Source organism: Polynucleobacter sp. P1-05-14 (genome assembly GCF_018881675.1).
In the GTDB taxonomy this organism is placed as follows: Bacteria; Pseudomonadota; Gammaproteobacteria; order Burkholderiales; family Burkholderiaceae; genus Polynucleobacter.
Genome location: NZ_JACVPV010000029.1, coordinates 291,392 through 312,819, shown reverse-complemented (window position 1 = coordinate 312,819; position 21,428 = coordinate 291,392). Strand labels below are relative to the sequence as shown.

Annotated in this window: 24 protein-coding genes; 12 read left to right on the top strand and 12 right to left on the bottom strand. The window is 46.3% G+C overall.

From position 1 onward, the window contains the following. Positions 1-11 precede the first annotated feature (11 nt). Genes ICN37_RS10075 through ICN37_RS10055 form a run of 5 tightly spaced genes read left to right on the top strand, consistent with a single transcriptional unit; the run spans position 12 to position 5,288 of the window. The gene (locus ICN37_RS10075; protein ID WP_216157197.1) at positions 12-2,990 is read left to right on the top strand and encodes a formate dehydrogenase subunit alpha; all 2,979 of its coding nucleotides are present in this window, start codon (positions 12-14) and stop codon (positions 2,988-2,990) included. Positions 2,991-3,018: 28 nt separating this feature from the next. Beyond that, positions 3,019-3,675: a formate dehydrogenase FDH3 subunit beta gene (gene fdh3B / locus ICN37_RS10070; RefSeq protein ID WP_215321733.1), complete on the top strand. Its 657-nt coding sequence runs from the start codon at positions 3,019-3,021 to the stop codon at positions 3,673-3,675. Then, positions 3,675-3,911, top strand: coding sequence for a hypothetical protein (locus ICN37_RS10065; RefSeq protein ID WP_215321734.1), 237 nt, complete (start codon positions 3,675-3,677; stop codon positions 3,909-3,911). The genes fdh3B and ICN37_RS10065 overlap by 1 nt, the downstream gene beginning before the upstream one ends. Before the next feature lie 47 nt (positions 3,912-3,958). Beyond that, positions 3,959-5,014 (top strand): formate dehydrogenase subunit gamma, encoded by a 1,056-nt coding sequence (locus ICN37_RS10060; protein WP_216157194.1) that lies wholly within the window; start codon positions 3,959-3,961, stop codon positions 5,012-5,014. Between the two features lie 10 nt (positions 5,015-5,024). Continuing rightward, complete coding sequence (locus ICN37_RS10055) at positions 5,025-5,288, top strand: hypothetical protein (RefSeq protein WP_215321736.1); 264 nt, start codon at positions 5,025-5,027, stop codon at positions 5,286-5,288. Here the strand turns inward: ICN37_RS10055 and ICN37_RS10050 are convergent, their stop codons facing one another. Then, positions 5,289-5,984: an ATP-binding cassette domain-containing protein gene (locus tag ICN37_RS10050; protein WP_255538512.1), complete on the bottom strand. Its 696-nt coding sequence runs from the start codon at positions 5,982-5,984 to the stop codon at positions 5,289-5,291. A gap of 4 nt (positions 5,985-5,988) precedes the next feature. Next, a complete protein-coding gene (locus ICN37_RS10045; protein ID WP_215321738.1) occupies positions 5,989-6,684 on the bottom strand; it encodes an ABC transporter permease in 696 nt (231 codons plus the stop codon). A gap of 66 nt (positions 6,685-6,750) precedes the next feature. Here ICN37_RS10045 and ICN37_RS10040 point away from each other — a divergent pair, with 66 nt between their 5' ends. Genes ICN37_RS10040 through cls form a run of 3 tightly spaced genes read left to right on the top strand, consistent with a single transcriptional unit; the run spans position 6,751 to position 9,178 of the window. Then, positions 6,751-6,951, top strand: coding sequence for a (2Fe-2S)-binding protein (locus ICN37_RS10040; RefSeq protein ID WP_215321739.1), 201 nt, complete (start codon positions 6,751-6,753; stop codon positions 6,949-6,951). After that, positions 6,951-7,703: an endonuclease/exonuclease/phosphatase family protein gene (locus ICN37_RS10035; protein WP_216157191.1), complete on the top strand. Its 753-nt coding sequence runs from the start codon at positions 6,951-6,953 to the stop codon at positions 7,701-7,703. Before ICN37_RS10040 ends, ICN37_RS10035 begins: the two co-directional genes overlap by 1 nt. Continuing rightward, positions 7,700-9,178 carry a cardiolipin synthase gene (cls, locus tag ICN37_RS10030; RefSeq protein ID WP_216157189.1) on the top strand — a complete coding sequence of 493 codons (1,479 nt, stop codon included), beginning with the start codon at positions 7,700-7,702 and terminating at the stop codon, positions 9,176-9,178. The genes ICN37_RS10035 and cls overlap by 4 nt, the downstream gene beginning before the upstream one ends. On the opposite strand, the gene ICN37_RS10025 is transcribed toward cls, so the two are convergent. Next, positions 9,175-10,359: a CaiB/BaiF CoA-transferase family protein gene (locus ICN37_RS10025; protein WP_216157186.1), complete on the bottom strand. Its 1,185-nt coding sequence runs from the start codon at positions 10,357-10,359 to the stop codon at positions 9,175-9,177. The genes cls and ICN37_RS10025 overlap by 4 nt on opposite strands. 12 nt (positions 10,360-10,371) lie before the next feature. Continuing rightward, positions 10,372-11,541 carry an acyl-CoA dehydrogenase family protein gene (locus ICN37_RS10020; RefSeq protein WP_215321743.1) on the bottom strand — a complete coding sequence of 390 codons (1,170 nt, stop codon included), beginning with the start codon at positions 11,539-11,541 and terminating at the stop codon, positions 10,372-10,374. A 160-nt stretch (positions 11,542-11,701) separates the two neighbouring features. On the opposite strand from ICN37_RS10020, the gene ICN37_RS10015 reads away from it, so the two are divergent. Next, a complete protein-coding gene (locus tag ICN37_RS10015) occupies positions 11,702-12,205 on the top strand; it encodes a YqaA family protein (protein WP_215321744.1) in 504 nt (167 codons plus the stop codon). On the opposite strand, the gene ICN37_RS10010 is transcribed toward ICN37_RS10015, so the two are convergent. From ICN37_RS10010 to ICN37_RS09975, 8 genes are all read right to left on the bottom strand, one after another. After that, positions 12,202-12,906: an ABC transporter ATP-binding protein gene (locus tag ICN37_RS10010; protein WP_215321745.1), complete on the bottom strand. Its 705-nt coding sequence runs from the start codon at positions 12,904-12,906 to the stop codon at positions 12,202-12,204. The genes ICN37_RS10015 and ICN37_RS10010 overlap by 4 nt on opposite strands. 14 nt (positions 12,907-12,920) lie before the next feature. Next, on the bottom strand, positions 12,921-13,676 hold the full coding sequence (locus ICN37_RS10005) for an ABC transporter ATP-binding protein (protein ID WP_216157184.1): 756 nt from the start codon (positions 13,674-13,676) through the stop codon (positions 12,921-12,923). Then, positions 13,676-14,635: a branched-chain amino acid ABC transporter permease gene (locus tag ICN37_RS10000; RefSeq protein WP_216157181.1), complete on the bottom strand. Its 960-nt coding sequence runs from the start codon at positions 14,633-14,635 to the stop codon at positions 13,676-13,678. The genes ICN37_RS10005 and ICN37_RS10000 overlap by 1 nt, the downstream gene beginning before the upstream one ends. A gap of 14 nt (positions 14,636-14,649) precedes the next feature. Next, positions 14,650-15,504 carry a branched-chain amino acid ABC transporter permease gene (locus tag ICN37_RS09995; RefSeq protein ID WP_251368526.1) on the bottom strand — a complete coding sequence of 285 codons (855 nt, stop codon included), beginning with the start codon at positions 15,502-15,504 and terminating at the stop codon, positions 14,650-14,652. Positions 15,505-15,620: 116 nt separating this feature from the next. After that, entirely contained in the window at positions 15,621-16,856 is a 1,236-nt protein-coding gene (locus ICN37_RS09990) for an ABC transporter substrate-binding protein (protein ID WP_251368527.1), read from the bottom strand. A gap of 75 nt (positions 16,857-16,931) precedes the next feature. After that, a complete protein-coding gene (locus ICN37_RS09985; protein WP_216157178.1) occupies positions 16,932-18,173 on the bottom strand; it encodes an FAD binding domain-containing protein in 1,242 nt (413 codons plus the stop codon). Positions 18,174-18,182: 9 nt separating this feature from the next. Beyond that, positions 18,183-18,641: a glyoxalase gene (locus tag ICN37_RS09980; protein WP_215321750.1), complete on the bottom strand. Its 459-nt coding sequence runs from the start codon at positions 18,639-18,641 to the stop codon at positions 18,183-18,185. A gap of 14 nt (positions 18,642-18,655) precedes the next feature. Then, positions 18,656-19,348 (bottom strand): TetR/AcrR family transcriptional regulator, encoded by a 693-nt coding sequence (locus ICN37_RS09975; protein ID WP_216860970.1) that lies wholly within the window; start codon positions 19,346-19,348, stop codon positions 18,656-18,658. Between the two features lie 112 nt (positions 19,349-19,460). Here ICN37_RS09975 and ICN37_RS09970 point away from each other — a divergent pair, with 112 nt between their 5' ends. The 3 genes from ICN37_RS09970 (at position 19,461) to ICN37_RS09960 (ending at position 21,420) form a co-directional block, all read left to right on the top strand. Then, positions 19,461-19,937 (top strand): CoxG family protein, encoded by a 477-nt coding sequence (locus ICN37_RS09970; protein ID WP_072582970.1) that lies wholly within the window; start codon positions 19,461-19,463, stop codon positions 19,935-19,937. A gap of 76 nt (positions 19,938-20,013) precedes the next feature. After that, the gene (locus ICN37_RS09965; protein WP_216157175.1) at positions 20,014-20,868 is read left to right on the top strand and encodes a xanthine dehydrogenase family protein subunit M; all 855 of its coding nucleotides are present in this window, start codon (positions 20,014-20,016) and stop codon (positions 20,866-20,868) included. A 42-nt stretch (positions 20,869-20,910) separates the two neighbouring features. Next, a complete protein-coding gene (locus ICN37_RS09960; protein ID WP_215359658.1) occupies positions 20,911-21,420 on the top strand; it encodes a (2Fe-2S)-binding protein in 510 nt (169 codons plus the stop codon). Positions 21,421-21,428: the final 8 nt, after the last annotated feature.

Sequence of the window (21,428 nt, the reverse complement as noted above, 5' to 3'; positions counted from 1 at the left end):
AGGGACATCATATGAGTCTGACTCGTAAATCCAATACCCCACAAAGCAGTCGTTCTACATCGCGCCTGATCGGTAGTCTGTCGCGCGGCTTAAAAGCTGCTGTACCAACGATGGACCGCCGCACTTTCCTCAAGCGCTCAGGTGTGGGAGTTGGTGCTGGTATCGCAGCTAGTCAATTGAGCTTTGTGCAAAAAGCATCTGCTGAGCAAAGCAAGGCAATGCTGGATGGCAAGGGCAAGATTGAAGTTAAAAGATCTATTTGTACTCACTGTTCAGTGGGATGTGCAGTAGATGCCACCGTTGAGAATGGTGTATGGGTCCGTCAAAACCCAGTATTTGATTCCCCAATTAATATGGGTGCTCACTGCGCCAAAGGCGCCGCCTTGCGTGAGCACGGACATGGTGACTACCGTTTGCGTTACCCCATGAAGTTGGTTGATGGAAAGTACCAGCGCATTTCTTGGGATCAAGCCTTAACTGAAATTACCGCTCAGATGAAGGATATTCGCCAGAAATATTCTCCAGATGCAATGTTCTTCATTGGCTCCTCTAAGCACAATAATGAACAGTCCTACTTGCTCCGTAAATGGGTCTCTTTCTTTGGCACAAACAATACAGACCATCAAGCTCGTATTTGTCACTCCACAACAGTAGCGGGTGTTGCAAACACCTGGGGCTATGGTGCGATGACCAATAGCTACAACGACATGATGAATTCCAAGGCCGCTTTGTACATTGGTTCAAATGCAGCTGAAGCTCATCCAGTTTCAATGTTGATGTTGTTGCATGCAAAAGAAAATGGTTGCAAGGTCGTTGTAGTAGATCCGCGCTACACGCGTACTGCTGCTAAGTCAGACCAGTACATCCGCATTCGCTCGGGTACTGATATTCCTTTCTTGTTCGGCATGCTGTATCACATCTTCAAAAACGGCTGGGAAGATAAGAAGTACATCAATGACCGTGTTTATGGCATGGAAGAGATTCGTAAAGAAGTGATGGAGAAGTGGACTCCCGCCGCAGTTGAAGAGGCTTGTGGCGTGCCTGAGGCTCAGGTTTACCAAGCCGCTAAAACGATGGCGATGAATCGTCCTAGTACCGTTGTTTGGTGCATGGGTCAAACCCAGCACACGATCGGTAATGCGATTGTGCGCGCCTCTTGTATTTTGCAATTAGCTTTAGGTAACGTAGGTAAGTCTGGTGGTGGTACTAATATTTTCCGCGGTCACGATAACGTTCAGGGTGCAACTGACGTTGGTCCTAACCCAGATTCGTTGCCTGGTTACTATGGTTTGGCTGCTGGCTCATGGAAGCACTTCTCAACAGTTTGGGGTGTTGACTACGAGTGGATTAAAGGTCGTTATGCGCCTGACATGATGGAGAAATCGGGTACTACTGTGTCTCGTTGGGTTGATGCTGTTCTCGAGAAGAATGACATGATCGACCAGCAGACTAACGTAAAAGGCTTGTTCTTCTGGGGTCATGCTCCGAACTCACAAACTCGCGGCCTCGACATGAAGCGTGCTATGGATAAGCTGGATCTCTTGGTGGTCGTTGATCCATATCCAAGTGCTACTGCTGCAATGGCAGCAATGCCTGCTGCAGAAGGTCAAGCGGTTAATAAGAATCGCAATGTGTACTTATTGCCTGCTGCAACACAGTTTGAAACTTGCGGTTCAGCGACAGCTTCCAATCGTTCATTACAGTGGCGTGAGAAAGTAATTGATCCATTGTTTGAATCTGTTCCTGACCACGTAATCATGCAGGCTTTTGCTGATCGCTTAGGTTTCGGCGAAGAATTGTCTAAGAACTACAAAATGCTCAGTTCCAAGTTTGCTGGTAAGCAATGGAAAGAGCCGCAAATTGAGGACATCCTGCGCGAGATTAATCGTTCTTGCTGGACTATTGGATACACCGGTCAGACTCCTGAGCGCCTCAAGGCTCACATGAGAATGGTGGCAACCTTTGATCCGAAGACGTTGAAGTCTCGCGGCGGTGTTGATCCAGTAACTGGATATGACACTACTGGTGACTACTATGGCTTGCCTTGGCCTTGCTACGGCACAGCAGCTATTAAACATCCAGGCTCACCAAATCTGTATGACACAAGCAAGAGCGTGATGGAGGGCGGTGGGAACTTCCGCGCCAACTTCGGCGTTGAGCGTGAAGGCGTCAGCTTGCTTGCTGCAGATGGATCTCACTCTAAGGGCGCCGCAATTACTACTGGCTACCCAGAGTTTGACCACGTGTTTGTGAAGAAATTAGGTTGGTGGGATCAGTTAACTGAAGACGAGAAAAAGCTCGCCGAAGGTAAGAACTGGAAGACTGACCTATCTGGTGGTATCCAGCGCGTAGTCATGAAGAATGGCTGTCATCCGTTTGGTAACGCCAAAGCGCGTGCAGTGGTTTGGAACTTCCCAGACCCAGTTCCAATTCACCGTGAAGCGCTCTACAGTACAAACGCGCCAATGATGCGTAAGTACCCAACAGCTGCTGATAAGAAAAACTTCTGGCGCTTGCCAACCCTCTATAAAACTGTTCAAGATCAAAACTTGAATCAGAAGTTATATGAGAAGTTCCCAATCATTTTGACTTCAGGTCGTTTGGTTGAGTATGAAGGCGGTGGTGATGAGACTCGTTCTAATCCATGGTTGGCAGAGCTCCAGCAAGAAAACTTTGTGGAGATTAATCCTAAGGCTGCAGCAGATCGTGGCATTAAGAACTGGGATTACGTTTGGGTGAAATCGCCAACGGGTGCCAAGATTAAGGTGCGCGCATTAGTGACTGAGCGTGTTGATCAAGGAACCGCGTTTGTACCATTCCACTTTGCTGGCTGGTGGCAGGGCGAAAATATTCGGAAGTATTACCCAGAAGGCGCCGCCCCAGTAGTTCAGGGTGAAGCGGTTAATACTGCAACTACTTATGGTTATGACATGGTGACGATGATGCAAGAAACGAAAACCACAATGTGTCAAATCGAGAAATTTGCCTAAGTCAAAAAAATAAGGTCAGGAGAACACAATGGCAAGAATGAAATTTATTTGTGACACGGAGCGATGCATTGAGTGCAATGGTTGTGTCACAGCCTGTAAGAATGAAAACGAAGTGCCTTGGGGTGTTAACCGTCGTCGCGTTGTAACGGTGAATGACGGCATCATTGGTCAAGAAAAATCAGTTTCAGTTGCTTGTATGCACTGTAGCGATGCCCCATGTATGGCCGTATGCCCAGTAGATTGTTTCTACCGCACGGACGAGGGTGTTGTTCTGCACGATAAAGATATCTGTATCGGTTGCGGTTACTGCTCTTTTGCCTGCCCATTTGGCGCGCCACAGTTCCTCAGCAAGGGTGCTTTCGGCTCCCGCAGCAAAATGGATAAGTGCACATTCTGTAGTGGTGGCCCAGAAGAAAACGGCAGCGTTGCAGAGTTTGAAAAATATGGCCGTAATCGTTTGGCAGAAGGCAAGTTACCGCTTTGCGCTGAAATGTGTTCTACCAAGGCATTGATTGGTGGCGATAGTGATGTCATTAGCGGCATCTTTAATAATCGCGTTGCAACGCGTGAGAAGAATGGCAAGTATCCAGGATCCAAAGCCTTTGGTTGGAATACTGCTTACGGTGGACCAGATGTCCCAGCGCCTACACCAACGCCTGCTGCAAAGATTCCAGGAGCTCAATAATGAAAGTCAATTTCAAAACTCTCGGCTTGTGTTTTGCAGTAGCTGCTTTCTTGGGGGCTTGCTCTGAGCCGCCAGAAATTGCTGCTAAAGCTGCTAAGCGTCCAGATGTAGCTCCTTATATGGGCGCTAATGATGGATTTATGACTAAGAATTGGACGCCAGGCAATCTGGCTAGTTGGACCGAGTCAATTGACAAGCGCAATCAAGGTCAAAACGAATACAGTCGCGTTAAGTGATCAACTAAATAACAATAAATAAAACGAAAACGTTTAAGGACATGTGTATGAAACGATCATTTTCTAAAGTTCTACGCACTTTGGTGGTGGCTGTAGGTTTGTCACTAACTCTAGCGAGTGGTATGAGCTTTGCTGAACGTGCACCGATGGCGCCTTTGCCTTCTCCTAGTGGAGTAGACGTGCCTCCTGCATCTGTGCCGGCAAATCCAAACACTTTGGCCAATGGCACTCAAGCGCAGGCTCAGCCAGCTAATCCATCCATTTTCACGGCGCCAAACAGTGATCCACAAAACTACGTCAGTATTCCGGATAAACAAGCAGGTGTTTTAATCCAGCGTGCTGGTCAAGAATGGCGCGTAATTCGTAACGGCATCATTACTGTATACGGAGGCTGGTTGTTGGCGATTGCCTTCTTTGGCATTATTGCTATGTTCACCATCAAAGGCTCAATCAAACTACACGAGCCATTGTCAGGCATTAAAGTAAAGCGCTTTAGTGCATTGGACCGCATCACTCACTGGGTTATGGCCTTTAGCTTCCTGGCCTTAGCGTTTACTGGTTTGATGATTTTGTATGGCAAATATTTTGCAATGCCATTGATGGGCGGTGTCGCATATGGATCCTTCTTGTTTGTTTGCAAGAATATTCATAATTTTTCCGGCCCATTATTTACCCTAAGCATTGTGATTTTCTTCTTGCTCTTTGTCGGTAAAAATATTCCAGAAAAAGGCGATCTCAATTGGCTGTTAACTTTCGGTGGAATGTTTAGCGGCAAGCATGTGCCTGCTGGCTTTTTCAATATGGGTGAGAAGTTTTGGTTCTGGTTCGGTATGACTTTCTTAGGCCTGGTAATTTCTGCCTCAGGATTTGTGCTCGATATGATTGTGCCGTTTATGCAGATTGAGTACCTGCGCGGCACTATGCAAATCGCCAACATCATTCACAGTAGCGCTGCAATCTTGATGACTACCATGGCGATGGGCCATATTTATATCGGCACCATTGGTATGCAAGGTTCAATCGATGGCATGAAGACCGGCTATGTAGATGCTACTTGGGCTAAAGAGCACCATGAGCTCTGGTATGACAAACTGAATAAATAAGGATAAGGCCATGAAAAGAATCATTGCTCTTACGTTTTGCGCATTTGCTGCCTCCTCGGTACTTGCGACTTTGCCACCATTGAGCCCAGAGGCACAAGAGGCTGCTAATTTGGCTAAAGCTAAAGCCGCTTATGGGGACAAGGTTGGCGCATATAAATTGTGTTTAGTCCAAAATAAGGTGGCAGATCAATTTAAGGTCTCTGGAACTCCAGCGCCAGCAGCGTGCACTGCACCACCACCATTTACTCCGCCTGTTGCAGCTGTTGCCAAATAATTAGGTGGAAAGTAATTCTTGCCGTAAGTAGCGTTTAGCTGCTGGAGTTTGAGGATTGCTAAAGAAGGGGCCTACGGGTCCCTTTTCCTTTATTTCCCCTTGGTCAATGAAGATAATGTACTCAGCTAGTCTTTGTACTTGGGCAAGTTGATGGGATGAAAAAATCACATCTACCCCCTGACGGTCAAATTGACGAATCAGCTCTTCAACCTGTTCGGTAGTCTTGGGGTCGAGATTGGCAGTAGGCTCATCTAGTAGAACCAAATTGGGTTTTTGCAGAATAGCTCTTCCAAGGCAAACCTTTTGTCTTTCGCCTGCGGATAATTTATGTGCTGGGCTGTTGGCTAACTCGCTTAAACCTACTTGCTCAATCACAGAGTCTATATCAGCATTCGTAATGGACGCGTCCGCATCACAAACCATTGCGATATTTGTTTTTGCTGAGGCTTTGATCATCGGGGTGTGATGTAAAACCAAAGCCGTTTTTGTTTTAAACGAGTAACTCACTGTTCCGCCATCTGGCTTAACGAGCCCATCTAGAAGTTTCAGAAGAGTAGTTTTGCCAGCGCCATTGGGGCCAATACAAGCAGTAATTCTGTCTGCTGGAATGAGGGCGTGCTGGATATTCAGAATGGTTCTGCCATTGCTTTTGACGATGATGTCTTTGAGCTCAATGAACTTTTCAAAAGTTTCCATTGCATTAACCATAGCGATGCTCCGCAATTTGGCGAACTGCAAAGGTAAATAAATTGGCCAGAAGAACAATGGCGAGCAAGACGATGCCAAGGGCAAGGGCTAAAGGTAGGTCGCCTTTGCTAGTCTCCAGCGCAATCGCAGTTGTCATTGTTCTGGTGGAATGATCAATATTGCCACCAACAATCATGACCGCTCCAACCTCGGATATGGCTCTAGCTAGGCCGGCAAGCACGGCAATGGTCAGCGAGAAGCGGCAATCCCATATCAGCCATTTAAAGCGGGAAAGGGGTGGCAATTTAAGGCTCAGAAAGGAATCGCGATGTATTTTCCAGGAGTCCTCCAGGATTTGGCGGCTAAGGGCTGCGATTAAAGGGGTTGTGAGCAATGTTTGAGCCACAGTCATACCCTTTACTGTAAATAGCCAGCCCCACATGCCAAGGGGCCCTGTACGTGACAGCATGAGATATACCAATACGCCAACTATGACTGTAGGCACACCCATGAGGGTGTTCAGGATCACAATGATGGTCCTTTTGCCCGCAAAACGTTCGGTGGCCAGAAGGGCGCCAATCGGTAGACCCAAAAGCGTTCCAACCAGAAGGGCGGTAAGGCTGACCTGTAGAGAAACCCAGACGATCCCCATTACACCGCCATCGAGGTGGGCTAACAAAGAAAGGGCATCTTGAAAAGCTTTTAACATGCGCCTGATTCTATCAAGGCAATGGCAAAATGACTGTAATGAAATTGATTTCCCTATTTTTGACCTATGGCTGAAGTGGTGTGCCTCTGCAATGAGGTCCTCGACGTGGATTTGCGCGAATATTTAGATACTCACCCGATAGACTCGATTGACGAGTTGCGGGAGCGGGCATCCATTTGCAATAAATGCATGCAGTGTCAAGATTTAGTCGAGAGCGAAATCTACTTGGCGCGCGTTCGACGTCAACGTGCCGCAGGTCAGTTTTAATGAGCCCTAATAAAACTTCTCGTTTCACGGTGCTGAGTATGAATGTCCATAAGGGGGTATCTCCCTTACATAGACATTCCACGATTTACCAGCTGCGAGAAAAAATGCGTAGTCATCACCCAGATCTACTTTTCTTGCAGGAGCTGCAACAGGAGCATCGGGGTAGAGTGCGTCGCTTTAGCCAATGGCCGTTAATAGAGTTGACTCACTTTCTTTCGGAAGACTTTTGGCGCGATTGGCATTATGGGAAAAATGTCGAGTATCGCGATGGGCATCATGGTAATGCCATCCTCTCTAAGCACCCTCAACAAAAAGGAAATAACTACGATATTTCAGCATATCGTTTTGAGAGTCGTGGCCTGCTACATAGCGTTACTACTTTGGATGGCATGGATCAACCGATTCATTGTTTCTGTGTGCATTTGGCGCTTTTCGAGCGGGGCAGAGAGCGACAGTTGGAGGCTATCATTGGGCATATCCAGGAACTCACTCAAAATGGACCTACGATCGTGGCTGGAGACTTCAATGATTGGCGCAATCGTGTGAGCGCTCCCATGAAGGCTGCCGGCTTTGATGAAGTATTTGAATTGCTGACTGGCTCTCCAGCAAAAACGTTTCCTAGTATGAAGCCATTGCTTTCAATGGATAGGATTTATGTTCGAGGAATAAAAGTACATTCAGCGGAAATTTTGTATGAATGGTTAAAGCTATCAGATCACCTAGGTATTACTGCTGAATTGGAACTTGAATGAATGACTTCTTAGGATTTTTTATTAATACACAATCTACATTTAATTTGAGATTGATTTTATTAATCCATTTCTCATTTGTAACGTATTTTATTTTCCTTATTATTTCTGTAAGAAGACCTGTTGGCGTAGCTTTTGCGTGGATATTTATTGTGATGACGTTCCCTCTATTGGGAATAAGTTTGTATATTTTGATTGGTGAGCGCCCAGTTGGAAGAGTCTTGACTCGAAAAATTATTCGGATGAATCGCGAATACCAGGAAACTACTGAGCTGATGAGGAAGCAATTTATTGGCGATAGAGAGAAATTGCCAATGGAAGGTAGGGCCTTGAGTCTGCTTGCAGAATCTAAGAACGGCTCACCCGTGGTTGCTGGCAATAAGATTAAATTGCACACAGAATCATTAAAAATTCTACAAAATTTCATTGATGAAATTAACTCAGCCAAGAAAAGCCTCCATTTAGAGTTCTATATCTGGGCATTGGGCGGTGATGCGGATCGGGTTTGCGAGGCTTTGATAGCCGCAGCCAAGCGTGGTGTTGCATGCCGTGTTTTGTTGGACTCACTCGGAAGTAAAGATTGGTTTAAGTCTGCTTGGCCCAAACGTTTTAAAGCGGCTGGCATTCAAGTCACTGAGGCATTGCCGATTCAGATTGGCCGCTTCCAGTTCCGCCGTGCAGATCTGCGCTTGCATCGAAAAATATTTGTGGTGGACGGATCCGTGGTGTGGACTGGCAGTATGAATATGGTCGACCCTCGTACTTTTAAGCAGGACTCTGGAGTGGGAGAGTGGGTTGATGCCATGGTGCGCATTGAAGGTCCAGTTGCATCTCAGTTTGAACTCACGTTTTCTTTTGACTGGAGTGTTGATAACCCTAAAATTACCCACTTCAATGATCGCGAGCTACCAGTATCGCCACATGAGGGTGGCGTTTTAGCTCAGGAGTTTTCATCTGGCCCGGTATACCGAGACGATATTCTTTATCAAGTGCTCTTGTCAGCCATTATGGATGCTAGACAAGAGTTAACCATTACTACGCCATACTTTGGCCCAGATGATGGCTTGCTTCAGGCATTGATGGCGGCTTCAGCCCGTGGAGTAAAGGTTACCCTGATCGTCCCTAAGTTAAATGATTCCAAATTGGTCGCCTGGAGTAGCAGAAGTTTCTATGGTGATTTAATGAATGCAGGCGTCAAAATCGCAGAGTTCCATGGAGGCCTCTTGCATACCAAGAGTTTGTTGATTGATAGGCGGATTGCAATCTTTGGTTCAGTGAATTTTGATCAACGTAGTTTGCGTCTGAACTTTGAAATTAGCTTAATTGTGTATAACGATGACTTCTGCGCCAATCTTGGGAAGCTGATTGCGTCCTACTTAGAGCAATCAGATTATGTTGATCCTAAGGCCTGGGCAAAGCGCCCGCGCTGGCATCGTTATCTCGAAAACGCAGCGCATCTTACTTCACCACTGCTTTAAATCGCGCCGCTTGCCTTCATGCTAGCAATGTCAGACTCTCCCAACCCTAATTCTTTAAGAATGGAGTCGGTATGATCTCCAATCGCAGGGATGGGGTCCATACGATAGTCATAGCTGCTATTTAATCCTGGGGGCAGCAAGGCAGCAATCGCACCGTTGGGGGTATCCACCTGGGTCCAACGATTGCGCGCTTTAAACTGCTCATGCTTCCAAAGACCCTCCATATCATTAAGGTGGGCATTTGCAATCTGCGCTTTTTCTAGTCTTGCAATTAATTGCTCGGAAGTAAGGCCGCCAAAGCAAGTGTCAATAATATCTAAAAGTTCTGCGCGCTTTTCATTGCGCTTGAAGTTACGATCAAAGCGTTCATCTTGGGCAAGTGCAGGGTTTTCTAAAACGGTTTCGCAAAACTGCACCCACTCACGTTCATTCTGTAAGCCGAGCATGACTGTCTTACCATCGCCTGCCTTAAAGGGGCCGTATGGATAGATAGTGGCGTGAGAGGCGCCATTGCGCGGTGGCGGTTCTGCACCTTTGTAGGCGTAATACAGAGGAAAGCTCATCCATTCAGTAAGAGACTCGAGCATAGAGATATCGATGACCGAGCCTTTACCTGTTTTTCCTCTTTGCAAGAGAGCGGCTAAGATATTGGTATAAGCATACATGCCGGCAGCAATGTCAGCAATGGAATTTCCAGCCTTGCTAGGGTTTTCAGGGGTTCCGGTAATCGACAAGAATCCTGCTTCACTCTGAATAAGTAAGTCGTAAGCTTTTTTATCACGATAAGGGCCGTCATTACCATAGCCCGAGATATCACACAGAATGAGTTTTGGATTGTCTTTCTGCAAAATTTCAGCTGTGAGTCCCATACGTGCAGCAGCACCTGGCGCCAGGTTTTGCACTAAGACATCGGCGGTCTTCAACAAAGTCTTGAGTGCTGCAATTGCTGATGGCTGCTTAAGATCTAGGGTCAAACTTTCCTTAGAGCGATTGACCCATACAAAGTGAGAGCAGAGTCCATCTACTTGGGTGTCATAACCCCTCGCAAAGTCACCGCCGCCAGGCCTCTCAACTTTAATGACTCGTGCGCCTAAGTCCGCTAATTGGCGCGTACAGAAAGGTGCGGCAATAGCATGCTCTAAAGAAACAACAGTAATACCATCCAGTGGGCGAATGCTCATATCAACGTCTTCCTAGAAGGATCTTGGGAGACCAAGAACATGTTCAGCAATATAGGAGTAAATTAAATTCGTTGAAATAGGCGCCACTTGGTAAAGGCGAGTTTCTCTAAATTTACGTTCAACATCGTATTCATTGGCAAAGCCAAAGCCACCATGAGTTTGCAAGCAGACATTTGCTGCTTCCCATGAGGCTTTTGCGGCTAGGTATTTCGCCATATTAGCTTCTGGGCCACAGGGTTGGTGATTGTCAAATAACTCACAAGCTTTAAAGCGCATGAGATTTGCGGCTTCGGTTTCAATATAGCTATCAGCAATCGGAAATTGAATCCCTTGGTTTTTACCTATTGGGCGATCAAAAACGACTCGGTCATTGGCATAGCGACGGGCGCGATCAATAAACCAGTACGCATCACCAATACATTCAGCAGCGATCAAGACTCGCTCGGCATTTAAGCCATCCAAAATGTATTTAAATCCTTGGCCTTCGGTACCAATCAGATTCTCTGCGGGGATTTCTAGGTTATCGAAGAACACTTCGTTAGTTTCGTGGTTCACCATGTTAGCAATGGGTCGCACTTCCATGCCTTTGCCAATGGCGTCAGCGAGATTGACGATAAAGATCGACATGCCTTCTGACTTGCGTTGTACTTCACTAAGTGGAGTAGTGCGCGCCAGCAAAATCATTAAGTCAGAGTGTTGAATTCTGGAGATCCACACCTTTTGACCATTGACTACATACTTATCACCTTTTTTAACTGCCGTCGTTTTCAGTTTAGTGGTGTCGGTACCAGTGGTTGGTTCGGTAACGGCCATGCTTTGAAGGCGAAGTTCTCCAGAAGCAATTTTGGGAAGATACATTTTTTTCTGCGCGTCTGAGCCATGGCGAAGTAGGGTACCCATGTTGTACATCTGCCCGTGACATGAGCCTGAGTTACCCCCAGAAAAATTAATCTCTTCCATAATTACTGAGGCTTCAGCAAGGCCTAAGCCGGAGCCACCATATTCTTCCGGAATTAAGGCAGCCAGCCAGCCAGCCTTAGTCATCGCATCCACAAAAGCCTCTGGATAACCTCGTTCGTGATCAATCTTTTGCCAATAGGCAGAATCAAAAGAGCCACAGAGATCTCGCAATGCTTCACGCATTTCTTGGTATTGGTCTGGCTTAGGAATAGGGTGATTCATAAAAGTCTCAATTTATAGGTTTTATGGTTTATTTGCTGATTTGGGTACTAGTTTAAGCAAGATTTGAAAATCTTGGAGATTGCTTAAAACAAGGCAAAATAGACTTCATGAGATCTAAAAAAATTCACTCGTATGGCAGCTCCTTAGAGGCTATGACTTAATGGACACGGTATTCGAGCATTTTTTTGGGTGGTTTGAAATGCCTTCTGTTGGCTTGCCGGCAGTATTTATCAGCGCGTTTATTTCCGCAACATTAATACCGGCTGGTTCCGAACCTATTCTGTTTGGCTATATCACTCTTAACCCCCACTTATTTTGGGCGGCGATTGCAGTTGCCACGGTTGGCAATACATTAGGGGGGATGCTAGATTGGTGGCTGGGGGTGATAGCACGCAATAGCTTTAAGGTAATGGATGAGCCCCGCAATACCCGCCTAAAGCGTTGGCTTGAAGAGTGGGGGCCTAAGTTGTTGTTGCTGTCTTGGTTGCCTGTATTGGGTGACCCCTTATGTCTAGCGGCGGGATGGTTAAAGCTCCCGTGGCAGCCATGTCTGATTTACATGTTTATCGGTAAGCTCTTGCGCTTTATTACGATTACCTGGTTACTTACTTTGGTCCCTGAAAGTTTTTGGCACCAGCTAGGTCACTGGCTTCATCTCATCTAAACGGCGCAATACTTCTGCTGAACCTCGTCATTGTTTAAGAGGTTCTGAGCAGTGTCATGAAAAACAATCTCGCCTTGATCAAGAATATAGGCGCGATCAGAAATTTTCAAAGCTTGTTGTACGTTTTGCTCCACCAGTAGAATGGTTAGACCTTCTTGCTTTAGTTTTGCAAAGAGCTCAAACATCTCTTCAACCAAGACCGGCATGATGCCTTCTGAGGGTTCGTCGAGCAGAATGACTTTAGGCTTACCAATCATGGCTCTGGCAATAGCCAACATTTGTTGCTCGCCACCAGACATTGATGTGCCGTCTTGATGTAAGCGCTCTTTTAGTCTGGGGAAGGTTTCAGCAATCTCATCAACTAATGCACTCATGTCACCTGAGTTCTTCTTGGCGATCACCCCAAGCTCTAAGTTTTCTTTAACAGTCAGCCCGGGAACGATGCGGCGATCCTCTGGAACATATGCCAGACCTAAATGAAAGCGCTCGTGAGCAGGTAAATCTAAAAATGAAGTGCCATCAATGGATGCTTTACCTTGGCGTTTGGATAACAGGCCCATCAGAGACCGTAGGGTAGTGGTTTTGCCGGCACCATTGCGGCCCATCAAAGTAACGATCTCACCTTTGTTCACCTCAAGTGAGATGCCTTGCAATACGTGACTACGGTCATACCAAGCGTTTAAGTTTTCTACACGCAACATAGTTTGCTTTCTGATTAACCTTGACCTAGGTACACACGACGTACCTCTGCATTATTTTGGATTTCTTCTGGAGTGCCTTCTGCCAAGAACTCGCCATGGTGCAGTACGATGATGCGCTTACAAAGGCCCATGATGAGTTTCATCTTGTGTTCAACCAAAATAACCGTGCGCTCACTAGCAAGTGTGCGAATCAATTCCATCATGACCAAAGTTTCTTCTGGAGACATGCCGGCAGTGGGTTCATCTAGCAATAGAAGGCTGGGGTTGCAGGCCAATGCCATCGCAATTTCCAGGGCGCGCTGTTGGCCATGCGCTAAGTCACCCGTCTTCTTATTGCGTAAGTGCTCTAGATTAACTCGATGCAGTAATTCATCGGCGATCTCAATTGGCTTGGGATAGCTTTGGGCGTTACGAAAGAAGTTATAGCGTGCAGTTTCCATCTGTGCAGCCACGCGGACATTCTCATGAACGCTCAACTGCTTAAAGACGTTAGTAATCTGAAAGCTTTTAGAGATTCCAATTCGAGCAAATTCATGCTGCTGCATACCAGTGATATCTTTGCCATTAAATAGAATTTGACCGCTTGTTGGAGGGAATGCGCCACTCAAGACATTGAAGAAGGTGCTTTTGCCTGCGCCATTAGGGCCAATAATGGCCGTAAGTGTTCCAGGCATAAAGCAAGTAGACACATCCTGCAAAGCTTTGAACTTACCAAAGCTCTTACTAACGTGACGTGCTTCAAGAATAGGGGTTGTAGTTGCGCTATTCATTATTTCGAATCCTGATTAATTTGTAGCTTGCTCAGAATGGTTCCCCAAATGCCTTTAGGGAAGAACAGCACAAAGAACATGAACACTAAACCAACAACAGCCATCCAATGCTTGGTGAAGGTGGTGACCACGTCTTCCAAGTAGAGCATGACTGCTGCGCCGATAAATGGACCAAAGAAGGTGCCCATTCCACCGAGAATGCTCATCATGACTGCCTGACCAGACTGCAGATAGTGCATAGAATCAATTGGCACGATAGAGAGGTGGAGGGCGCGCAATGAGCCTGCTAAGCCACAAATCGCCGCTGACAATACGAAAACCAATAGTTTGGTACGGGCTACATCAAATCCACAAGCTGCTGCGCGCTTCTCATTCTCGCGAATCGCTTCCATTACGGCACCTAAAGGTGAGCTTAGGATACGGGAAATAAGCCAAATGGTAATCACTACAAAGAAAAGAATAATGTAGTACTTGATCAATGGATTTAAGAAGTCGACTGGGATGCCTAAAATGTTGAATTCATCTACGCGGACACCTCGTAAACCATTCTCACCACCAGTAAGGCTCTCTGCCTTATAGAAGATGTAGTACACAATTTGACCAAGCGCTAAGGTCACCATGGAGAAGTAGATGCCACGAGTGCGAATGGCCAGGTAGCCCATGATGAGGCCGCCAAGAGCGGCGCCAATGACGCCAACCAGAATGGCGGCGCCCCAAGGTAAACCATAGTGAACAATGGCTATGCCGGTGATATAGCTACCAATGCCTAGGAAGGCTGCATGACCAAAAGATAGTAGGCCCATGTAACCAAACAGCAAGTTAAAGCCCATGGCGAATAAACCAAAGATCAAAATATTGATCGCCAAGGCTTCATACGGCATGATGAATGGAAAGATTGCTAAGAACAGCATGCAAGCTAGTACGCGATGACGTGCAATGAGTTGGAAAAATGAATTCATAAATATTCGGAGCCTTAGCCCATTGCTCCTGCTTTGCCAAATAAACCTTGTGGGCGAATTAACAGCACTACAGCCATCAGTACAAAAATGGAAAGTTCTGCTAAGTCGGGGAAGAAGAGGGAGGTCATGCTGTAGACCACACCCACTAACAAGCCAGCCAGCACTGCGCCGACTGGAGAGCCCATGCCGCCTACAACGGTCACCACAAAAGATTCCGCCAGAATGGGAATACCCATCTCTGGATTGACTGAGCGTGTTGGTGAGGCAAGAATTCCTGAAAGACCGGCAATTGCGCAACCCAACCCAAAAACCAAAAGCCAAACCTTAGCAATATCGATGCCTAAGACCTTCACAATTTCTTGGTCGGCAGCGCCGGCTTTAATGATGAGGCCATAACGCGTCTTTTGAATGAAGAACCAAACACCCAAAATGACGACTGCAGTAGCCGCAATGAGGAAGAGGCGATATTTAGGGAAATAACCAATGCCTACATTCACTGTTCCGCCAAGACCCTCTGGGGTAACTGACGGAAGGCCTTCGATGCCAAAGGTTATACGTATAACTTCGATCAAAACATAAGAAAGACCAAAGGTAAGAAGAAGGGGGTAATCGAGACCGCGACCATAGAGCGGCCTAACTAAGAAACGCTCGGTTACAAGACCAATACAGCCTGTTATTAGGGGTGTTAGTGCCAGACTGAACCAAAAGCTTCCGGTGATACCCAGGAAGTAGACGCCTAAAAATGCGCCCACCATAAAGAAGGCGCCATGTGCAAAGTTCACCACGTTCAGCATGCCAAAAATGAGACATAGGCCAAGGGCTAGAAGTGCATAAATACTGCCTAAGGCGATACCTGTAAGCAATTGCATGCAGAGAAGTTCGAATGTAATACCGGTCATAAATGTACTCAGAAAAAACTCCCCTCCACCAAGTGGTTTTGAGGAGTGAATCAGGGTGAATTAGAAATTCACCCTGAAGTTTTGGATTAGGCCTTGTGACCTAGCTCTGCACAAGAACGCATGTTTTTCTCTGTAGTAGGTTCAATCGTCAAAATCTTGAAGACGTCATACTTATCTTTCATATCTTTTGATTTTGACTCGATGATGATGACAGATTGAACTGCTTGATGATCGCATTTACGATAGTATTCGGGACCCTTGTACCAGTCATACTTGAGATTTTCCATTGCAGCGACCACCTTCATAGTGTCGCTAGATTTTGCAATTTTGACTGATGCAAGTACGCTTTTAACGCCTGCATAACCTAATGCACCGTAATCAGAAGGAACGGAGCCGTTGTATGCTTTTCTGTAGGCATCGTTAAATGCTTTTGCTTGCGGGATACGATCCTCCAGACCCCAATAGTAGGAGGTTCCACCAGCAATGCCTTCAAATGCTTCTGCTCCACCGGCAATGCGTGAGGTGTAGAGCAAAACAGGCGCCACAATTTTCATGCTGGATTTCAAACCAAAATCAGTACACTGCTTTGCTGAATTCACCAGGTCACGTCCAAAGTTGCATAAAACTAAAATATCTGGATTCAAGGCTTTGATACGCGGTAAGAATGCTGAATAATCTGATGTGCCCAATGGATGGCGAATATCAGCCAGGGTTGTAGCACCCATTTCTTTACCAGCACGCTCAAACGCGCGCACCATTTCATGGCCGTAAGCATAGTCAGCTGTTAAGAATACAATCTTCTTTCCAAAACGTGGAATAGAGTAACGTGCTACAGCGCCAGCAGTCATTGTTGGGTTTAGTGCTTCGTGGAATGTATAAACACTCCAGTCTTTCGCTTCGTTAATTGCATCAGATTGACTAATGGAGTTAAAGAGAACTTTACGCTCTTTGCAAACGGCATTGATAGAAAGTTGTGTTGCCGCTGAAAGTGAGCCAACGACAAAGTTAACTTTGTCTTTTTCAATCAACTCCAAAGTACGAGTTGCGGCTTCTCCAGCGTTGAGCTTGGTGTCTCTCACTAGAAGCTCTGCCTTACGTCCGTTAAGGCCGCCTGCATCGTTAAATTCTTTGATGGCTAATTCAGCCGCCTTCACCTGATCCTGAGCTTCTGCTGAGAAGGGTCCTGTCAACGGCGTTGGAAAGCCGATCTTAATAGTGTCAGTCTGAGCATTTGCCACGTTTAACCAAAGTGGGGTGCTTGCTGCTGCGGCTCCACCAATTAACATCTTGCGTCTTGTTTGATTCGTTACTTTTTGTTTCATGGTTGTCTCCTCCATATAAAACTTTGTTAAATAAGAATACTTTTTATTGTTTTAAATCTTAACTGAATGCACCTTTTAATGCGCAGATTCAGGCACTGCTTTCCCTTGAGCTAATAGATCGCTGATATCAATCGCGGTTTCCGCCATCACAGTATCGGCATTTCTTTTTAACTTCTCGTTATCCCTATTGCCCTTACTTCCTTGGGCTTGCATATAGCGACCCAAATATTGGGCTCTAGCCACTACTTGTTGGCCTAGCTCTAAGCGCTCTTCGCTGTATGTGTTGAGCGCTGCTGGGGTAGCGCCATGTGCGGCAATATGCTTTGCAATCACTATTGCCTCATCAGCGGCCTTGGTAACACCCATACCTACGTGCGGCCTACCAACAAAAGCGGCATCGCCCATGAGTGCGATTCTGCCAAAGACAATTTGTTCGGAGCGGACGTCATAAATGGCTTGTAAAAATGGTGCGGCTGTTTTTTCTAATATTTCTGCGTATTGGGGTGCCAAGATCTCCTGCGCCACTTTTCGCATGCGAGCGATATGCTTCCAAGACACTTTGAGTGGTGGGATGCCGGTAGGGTAGTGATGACCATCATCGTCTGTAAGAAGGCTTACCAACTCCTCATGCTCTGAGGCTGGGCGATACCAAACAAAGTTATAGCGACGCTTGCCTGGACGCGTGTCATTGCCAGAACCAGCAACTGGATAACCCAGCATTTGCTCGCCATTGGGCAAACAAAAGCCAAAGCGATTGAATAGAGTCTCTAGAGTGTTCCTTGATAGGCAGGCTTCGTCACACACGCCACGCCAAGCTATATAGCCTGCATATTCAGGTTGAATCTTTGGTGCGACTTGCGCTCGCACTGCAGAGCGTATGCCATCGGATGCAATGAGTAGCTCTGCGTCATACTGACTGCCATCTTCACAAAGTACCTTTACGGCGTTCGCATCTTGCGTAACCGACTTCACTGTCTTGCCTTGAAGGTAGCGCTCGCTTGGAAAGCTTTCTTTGAGCATGTGATAAAGGCGACTCCAAGAGGTTAATACTTGAGGTAACTCCATTTCACCAAGGCTTTGACCGTCAGCACCCAAAGTGACACGCTTAGTCACGGGTACGCCGAGTGTTTCATCAACAGTCACTCCAGCAGCGCGTAGTGCTTCAGCCAAAGCATCATGGGTGACAATGCCGGCGCCACGACCGTCCAAGGATCCAATAGTCTTTTCTAGCAAAGTAACGTCATGCCCTTGGCGCAGCAAAATATTTGCCACGAATAAACCACCAAGAGAGCCGCCTACAACTAGAATTTTTGCCATCAATAACTCCTAAGCCGCTTTTGCATCCAGGGCTGCTTTTTCTTCAGCTGGGTAGTTGAGTTCAATAACTACACCATTAGGATCATCCAAAAAGATTTGGTGGAGCTTCAGGACAGGTACAGTGCGCTCGCGATAAGAAACATTGAGTTTCTTTAGGAGAGCAATTTTTTCTTCTAGGCCGGTCGCAAAAAAAGCAATGTGATCTACTGCGCCAGATCCATGGAGTGTGCTGGGGTCGCGTTCACCTAAATATTTTTTCAGTCCGTTCAGATCATTTTTGTCGATAGCAATGAGGTGCAAGACTGCATTAGCCCAACTACTCTCATCACCGTTGTATAGCCAGACGCCTGGGAAAGGAAACTCAGGTCTTGGACCAACAGTTAAGCCAAGGAGCTTGCTAAAAAATTCAGTCGTTTTTTCAATCTCTAGACTGCGGATGGAGAAGTGATTTAGGCTTAGATTAGACATAGATACCTTTTGAATTAAGCAAACAGTGATTTAGCAGAGTGAAGGTAAGACTGCACTCGGTCGCGAATGATCTCTTGTTCTGTATTGGGGCTTTCGGCGGCATAGATGGCTTGCCCGTAGATCCAACGTCTCATGCCGATATAGAAAACGCCACCATGCAATCCCATGAGAAATTCAAGTTCACGCTGGGTGGGCTTTGATGCATCAGACCTGCCGCAATACTTGCGAGTTTCGCGAATGAGTCTTGGTAATAAGCGCGTGCGCAAGAGCTCGAAGAAGCGATCGCTAATAGAGTGATCACTTAAGCCAGAAAAAATCAAAATGCGCACAAAGTCATAAGTTAAGACTGTGTTGGAGTAGTCCAAATAGAACGCATTGAATTTTTCTTCGGGAGTAAGGGAATCATCATCCAGCAGTTCTTCCCACTCTGGCTTCCAGCGAGATTCAAAGACCTCTTTATAGACTTCTTGAATCAGCGCATCTTTGGTGGGGAAGTAGTGATAGAGCAGGGTGTGAGTGATACCCAACTCTTTGGATAAATTTCTTAATTGGCCATCGATACCATTTCTGGCAAAGAACTGAATAGCGCTATCCAATATTTGGCGTTTCCGCTCGGCTGTACCCATTCTTTTTCGGATGGGCGCCAAAGAGCCCTCTGAACTTTCAGCAGTATTTGGGCTGGAAACACTATCTTCAGTAAAACGCATGGATTCTCAGGGTTTATCCGAATTTGGACTTATTGACCAAAAGTTAAATAATGGTACATTGTTGAACAATTGGTAGATAAGACTCTATTCGTACAAACCCCAAGGAGATCAAATGGAATTAAATGGCGAGCAACTCATATCCGCTCCAATCCCTGAAGTATGGAAGGGTTTGAACGATATTGACGTGTTAGCCAAGTCCATTCCTGGCTGCGAGGAGATTAGTCGCATCTCCCCAGAAGAGATTCATGCCAAGGTGATGTTCAAAATTGGACCCGTTAGAGCCCGTTTTGCAGGGAAATTGCTCCTAAGTGACATTATCCCGGACCAGTCTTGTTCTATGGCCTTTGAAGGGTCTGGTGGGGCGGCAGGGTTTGCCAAAGGTAAGTCACGAGTGGAGCTAAAGCAAGCCGAAGGAGGTACTTTGGTCTCTTATACGACGGAAGCCTCGATTGGCGGCAAGTTAGGTCAAATTGGCGGTCGCTTAATTAGCGCATCGGCAAAAAAGATTGCAGATGATTTTTTTCAGAAATTTGCAAAAGAATTAGGCGGGGAGACAGTGGCGTTGGAGTCAGACGCTGGCGGTAAATAAAGAGCGGTAATAAAAAAGTAGCGCAAAAAAATAAAAAGCTAGAAAAGCTTAATACATTGGTGGTGGAGGAGACTTAATGAAATCTGCAGCATTCGATTATGTAAAGCCCAAAAGATTACAAGAGGCATTATCTTTGCTTGAGCAGGGCGGCGATGATGCGCAATTAATTGCGGGTGGGCAAACTTTATTGGCCACGTTGAATATGCGTTTGTCTGAGCCCAAAGTGTTAATCGATATTACTGATATCGCTGAGCTCAAAGGTATTTCGGTTGTTGGCGATAGTTTGCGTATTGGCGCTCTAGTGACCCATACTGAAATTGAAGATTCAGAATTAGTTGCAAAACATGCACCACTTTTAAAAGCTGCCGCTCCACATATTGCCCATCGCGCTATTCGTAATCTTGGCACTTGGGGAGGCTCACTGGCATACGGTGACCCAGCCGCCGAATGGCCCGCTTGTAGCTTGACTCTGCGTGCCACCATGGTGATTCATGGTCCAGCGGGCGAGCGCCGAATTTCTGCAAACGATTTTTTCATTGACTTGTATACGACCTCATTAGAGCCCGATGAAATTCTCGTGGCGACTGAGATTCCAATGGCAAGCAAGCAAGCAGTTTTCTATTTTCATGAGCTGGCTAGGCGTCATGGCGACTACGCGGTTGCTGGTTTAGCTGCAGTTGCAGAGAAGCAGGGTGATGTTTTGACTCATTGCGCCTTTACATTCTTTTCTGTTGGCGCTACGCCAGTAATGGCAACTAAAGCGCAGGATTTAATCAATGGCCAAAAACTCAACGTTGAGTTAATTACCAAGGCCGTAGCCGAAGCGCGTAATGAAATCGAAGCCATTGCAGACATTACCAATAGCGCAGAAGCGAAACAACATTTAATTGGTGTATTGCTTGAGCGTGGACTCAAGCACATGATTGCTTAATACTCAAACAGCAAGCATCGGCACAAGAATTCGGAGATCAAAATGAGTTTGAAGAAAAAAATTTCAATGACCGTGAATGGTCGACTCGTCAATGCAGAGATTGAGCCACGCAGACATTTGGTGGATTTCTTACGTGAAGATTTACATTTAAAAGGCCCTCACTTGGGTTGCGAGCAGGGCGCGTGCGGAGCTTGTACCGTCAAGGTAGATGGACAAATCATTCGCGGATGCCTATTTCTGGCAGTACAGGCCGATGGCAGCGTAGTCGAGACCGTGGAAGGTCTAACTAAAAACGGTGTTTTGACTGATCTGCAAGAATCTTTCATGCGCCACAACGCTATGCAGTGTGGCTTCTGCTCCTCTGGCATGTTGTTAGCTGCAGCAGAGTTGATTGAGAAACAACCAAAAGCAACGCGCGAACAAGTGCGCGAATGGATCTCAGGTAATTATTGTCGTTGCACTGGTTACCACTCTATCGTCGATGCAATCGTCGATGTATTGGATGCTCGTGCCAAGGGCCAAAAAATTAAACCTGTCCTTGCTAACGCCTAAGGTATTAA

What these genes read in the sequence shown, in the direction of transcription:
- ICN37_RS10065 (WP_215321734.1), top strand. Translation starts at nt 3,675, where the DNA reads ATGAAAGTCAATTTCAAAACTCTCGGCTTGTGTTTTGCAGTAGCTGCT.
- ICN37_RS09965 (WP_216157175.1), top strand. Translation starts at nt 20,014, where the DNA reads ATGAAATCTGCAGCATTCGATTATGTAAAGCCCAAAAGATTACAAGAG.
- ICN37_RS10000 (WP_216157181.1), bottom strand. Translation starts at nt 14,635, where the DNA reads ATGAATTCATTTTTCCAACTCATTGCACGTCATCGCGTACTAGCTTGC.
- ICN37_RS10055 (WP_215321736.1), top strand. Translation starts at nt 5,025, where the DNA reads ATGAAAAGAATCATTGCTCTTACGTTTTGCGCATTTGCTGCCTCCTCG.
- ICN37_RS10045 (WP_215321738.1), bottom strand. Translation starts at nt 6,684, where the DNA reads ATGTTAAAAGCTTTTCAAGATGCCCTTTCTTTGTTAGCCCACCTCGAT.
- ICN37_RS09975 (WP_216860970.1), bottom strand. Translation starts at nt 19,348, where the DNA reads ATGCGTTTTACTGAAGATAGTGTTTCCAGCCCAAATACTGCTGAAAGT.
- ICN37_RS10025 (WP_216157186.1), bottom strand. Translation starts at nt 10,359, where the DNA reads ATGAGCATTCGCCCACTGGATGGTATTACTGTTGTTTCTTTAGAGCAT.
- ICN37_RS09995 (WP_251368526.1), bottom strand. Translation starts at nt 15,504, where the DNA reads ATGCAATTGCTTACAGGTATCGCCTTAGGCAGTATTTATGCACTTCTA.
- cls (WP_216157189.1), top strand. Translation starts at nt 7,700, where the DNA reads ATGAATGACTTCTTAGGATTTTTTATTAATACACAATCTACATTTAAT.
- ICN37_RS09970 (WP_072582970.1), top strand. Translation starts at nt 19,461, where the DNA reads ATGGAATTAAATGGCGAGCAACTCATATCCGCTCCAATCCCTGAAGTA.
- ICN37_RS10075 (WP_216157197.1), top strand. Translation starts at nt 12, where the DNA reads ATGAGTCTGACTCGTAAATCCAATACCCCACAAAGCAGTCGTTCTACA.
- ICN37_RS10050 (WP_255538512.1), bottom strand. Translation starts at nt 5,984, where the DNA reads ATGGAAACTTTTGAAAAGTTCATTGAGCTCAAAGACATCATCGTCAAA.
- ICN37_RS09960 (WP_215359658.1), top strand. Translation starts at nt 20,911, where the DNA reads ATGAGTTTGAAGAAAAAAATTTCAATGACCGTGAATGGTCGACTCGTC.
- ICN37_RS10020 (WP_215321743.1), bottom strand. Translation starts at nt 11,541, where the DNA reads ATGAATCACCCTATTCCTAAGCCAGACCAATACCAAGAAATGCGTGAA.
- ICN37_RS10015 (WP_215321744.1), top strand. Translation starts at nt 11,702, where the DNA reads ATGGACACGGTATTCGAGCATTTTTTTGGGTGGTTTGAAATGCCTTCT.
- ICN37_RS09985 (WP_216157178.1), bottom strand. Translation starts at nt 18,173, where the DNA reads ATGGCAAAAATTCTAGTTGTAGGCGGCTCTCTTGGTGGTTTATTCGTG.
- ICN37_RS10005 (WP_216157184.1), bottom strand. Translation starts at nt 13,676, where the DNA reads ATGAATAGCGCAACTACAACCCCTATTCTTGAAGCACGTCACGTTAGT.
- ICN37_RS09980 (WP_215321750.1), bottom strand. Translation starts at nt 18,641, where the DNA reads ATGTCTAATCTAAGCCTAAATCACTTCTCCATCCGCAGTCTAGAGATT.
- ICN37_RS10010 (WP_215321745.1), bottom strand. Translation starts at nt 12,906, where the DNA reads ATGTTGCGTGTAGAAAACTTAAACGCTTGGTATGACCGTAGTCACGTA.
- ICN37_RS10040 (WP_215321739.1), top strand. Translation starts at nt 6,751, where the DNA reads ATGGCTGAAGTGGTGTGCCTCTGCAATGAGGTCCTCGACGTGGATTTG.
- ICN37_RS10035 (WP_216157191.1), top strand. Translation starts at nt 6,951, where the DNA reads ATGAGCCCTAATAAAACTTCTCGTTTCACGGTGCTGAGTATGAATGTC.
- ICN37_RS10060 (WP_216157194.1), top strand. Translation starts at nt 3,959, where the DNA reads ATGAAACGATCATTTTCTAAAGTTCTACGCACTTTGGTGGTGGCTGTA.
- fdh3B (WP_215321733.1), top strand. Translation starts at nt 3,019, where the DNA reads ATGGCAAGAATGAAATTTATTTGTGACACGGAGCGATGCATTGAGTGC.
- ICN37_RS09990 (WP_251368527.1), bottom strand. Translation starts at nt 16,856, where the DNA reads ATGAAACAAAAAGTAACGAATCAAACAAGACGCAAGATGTTAATTGGT.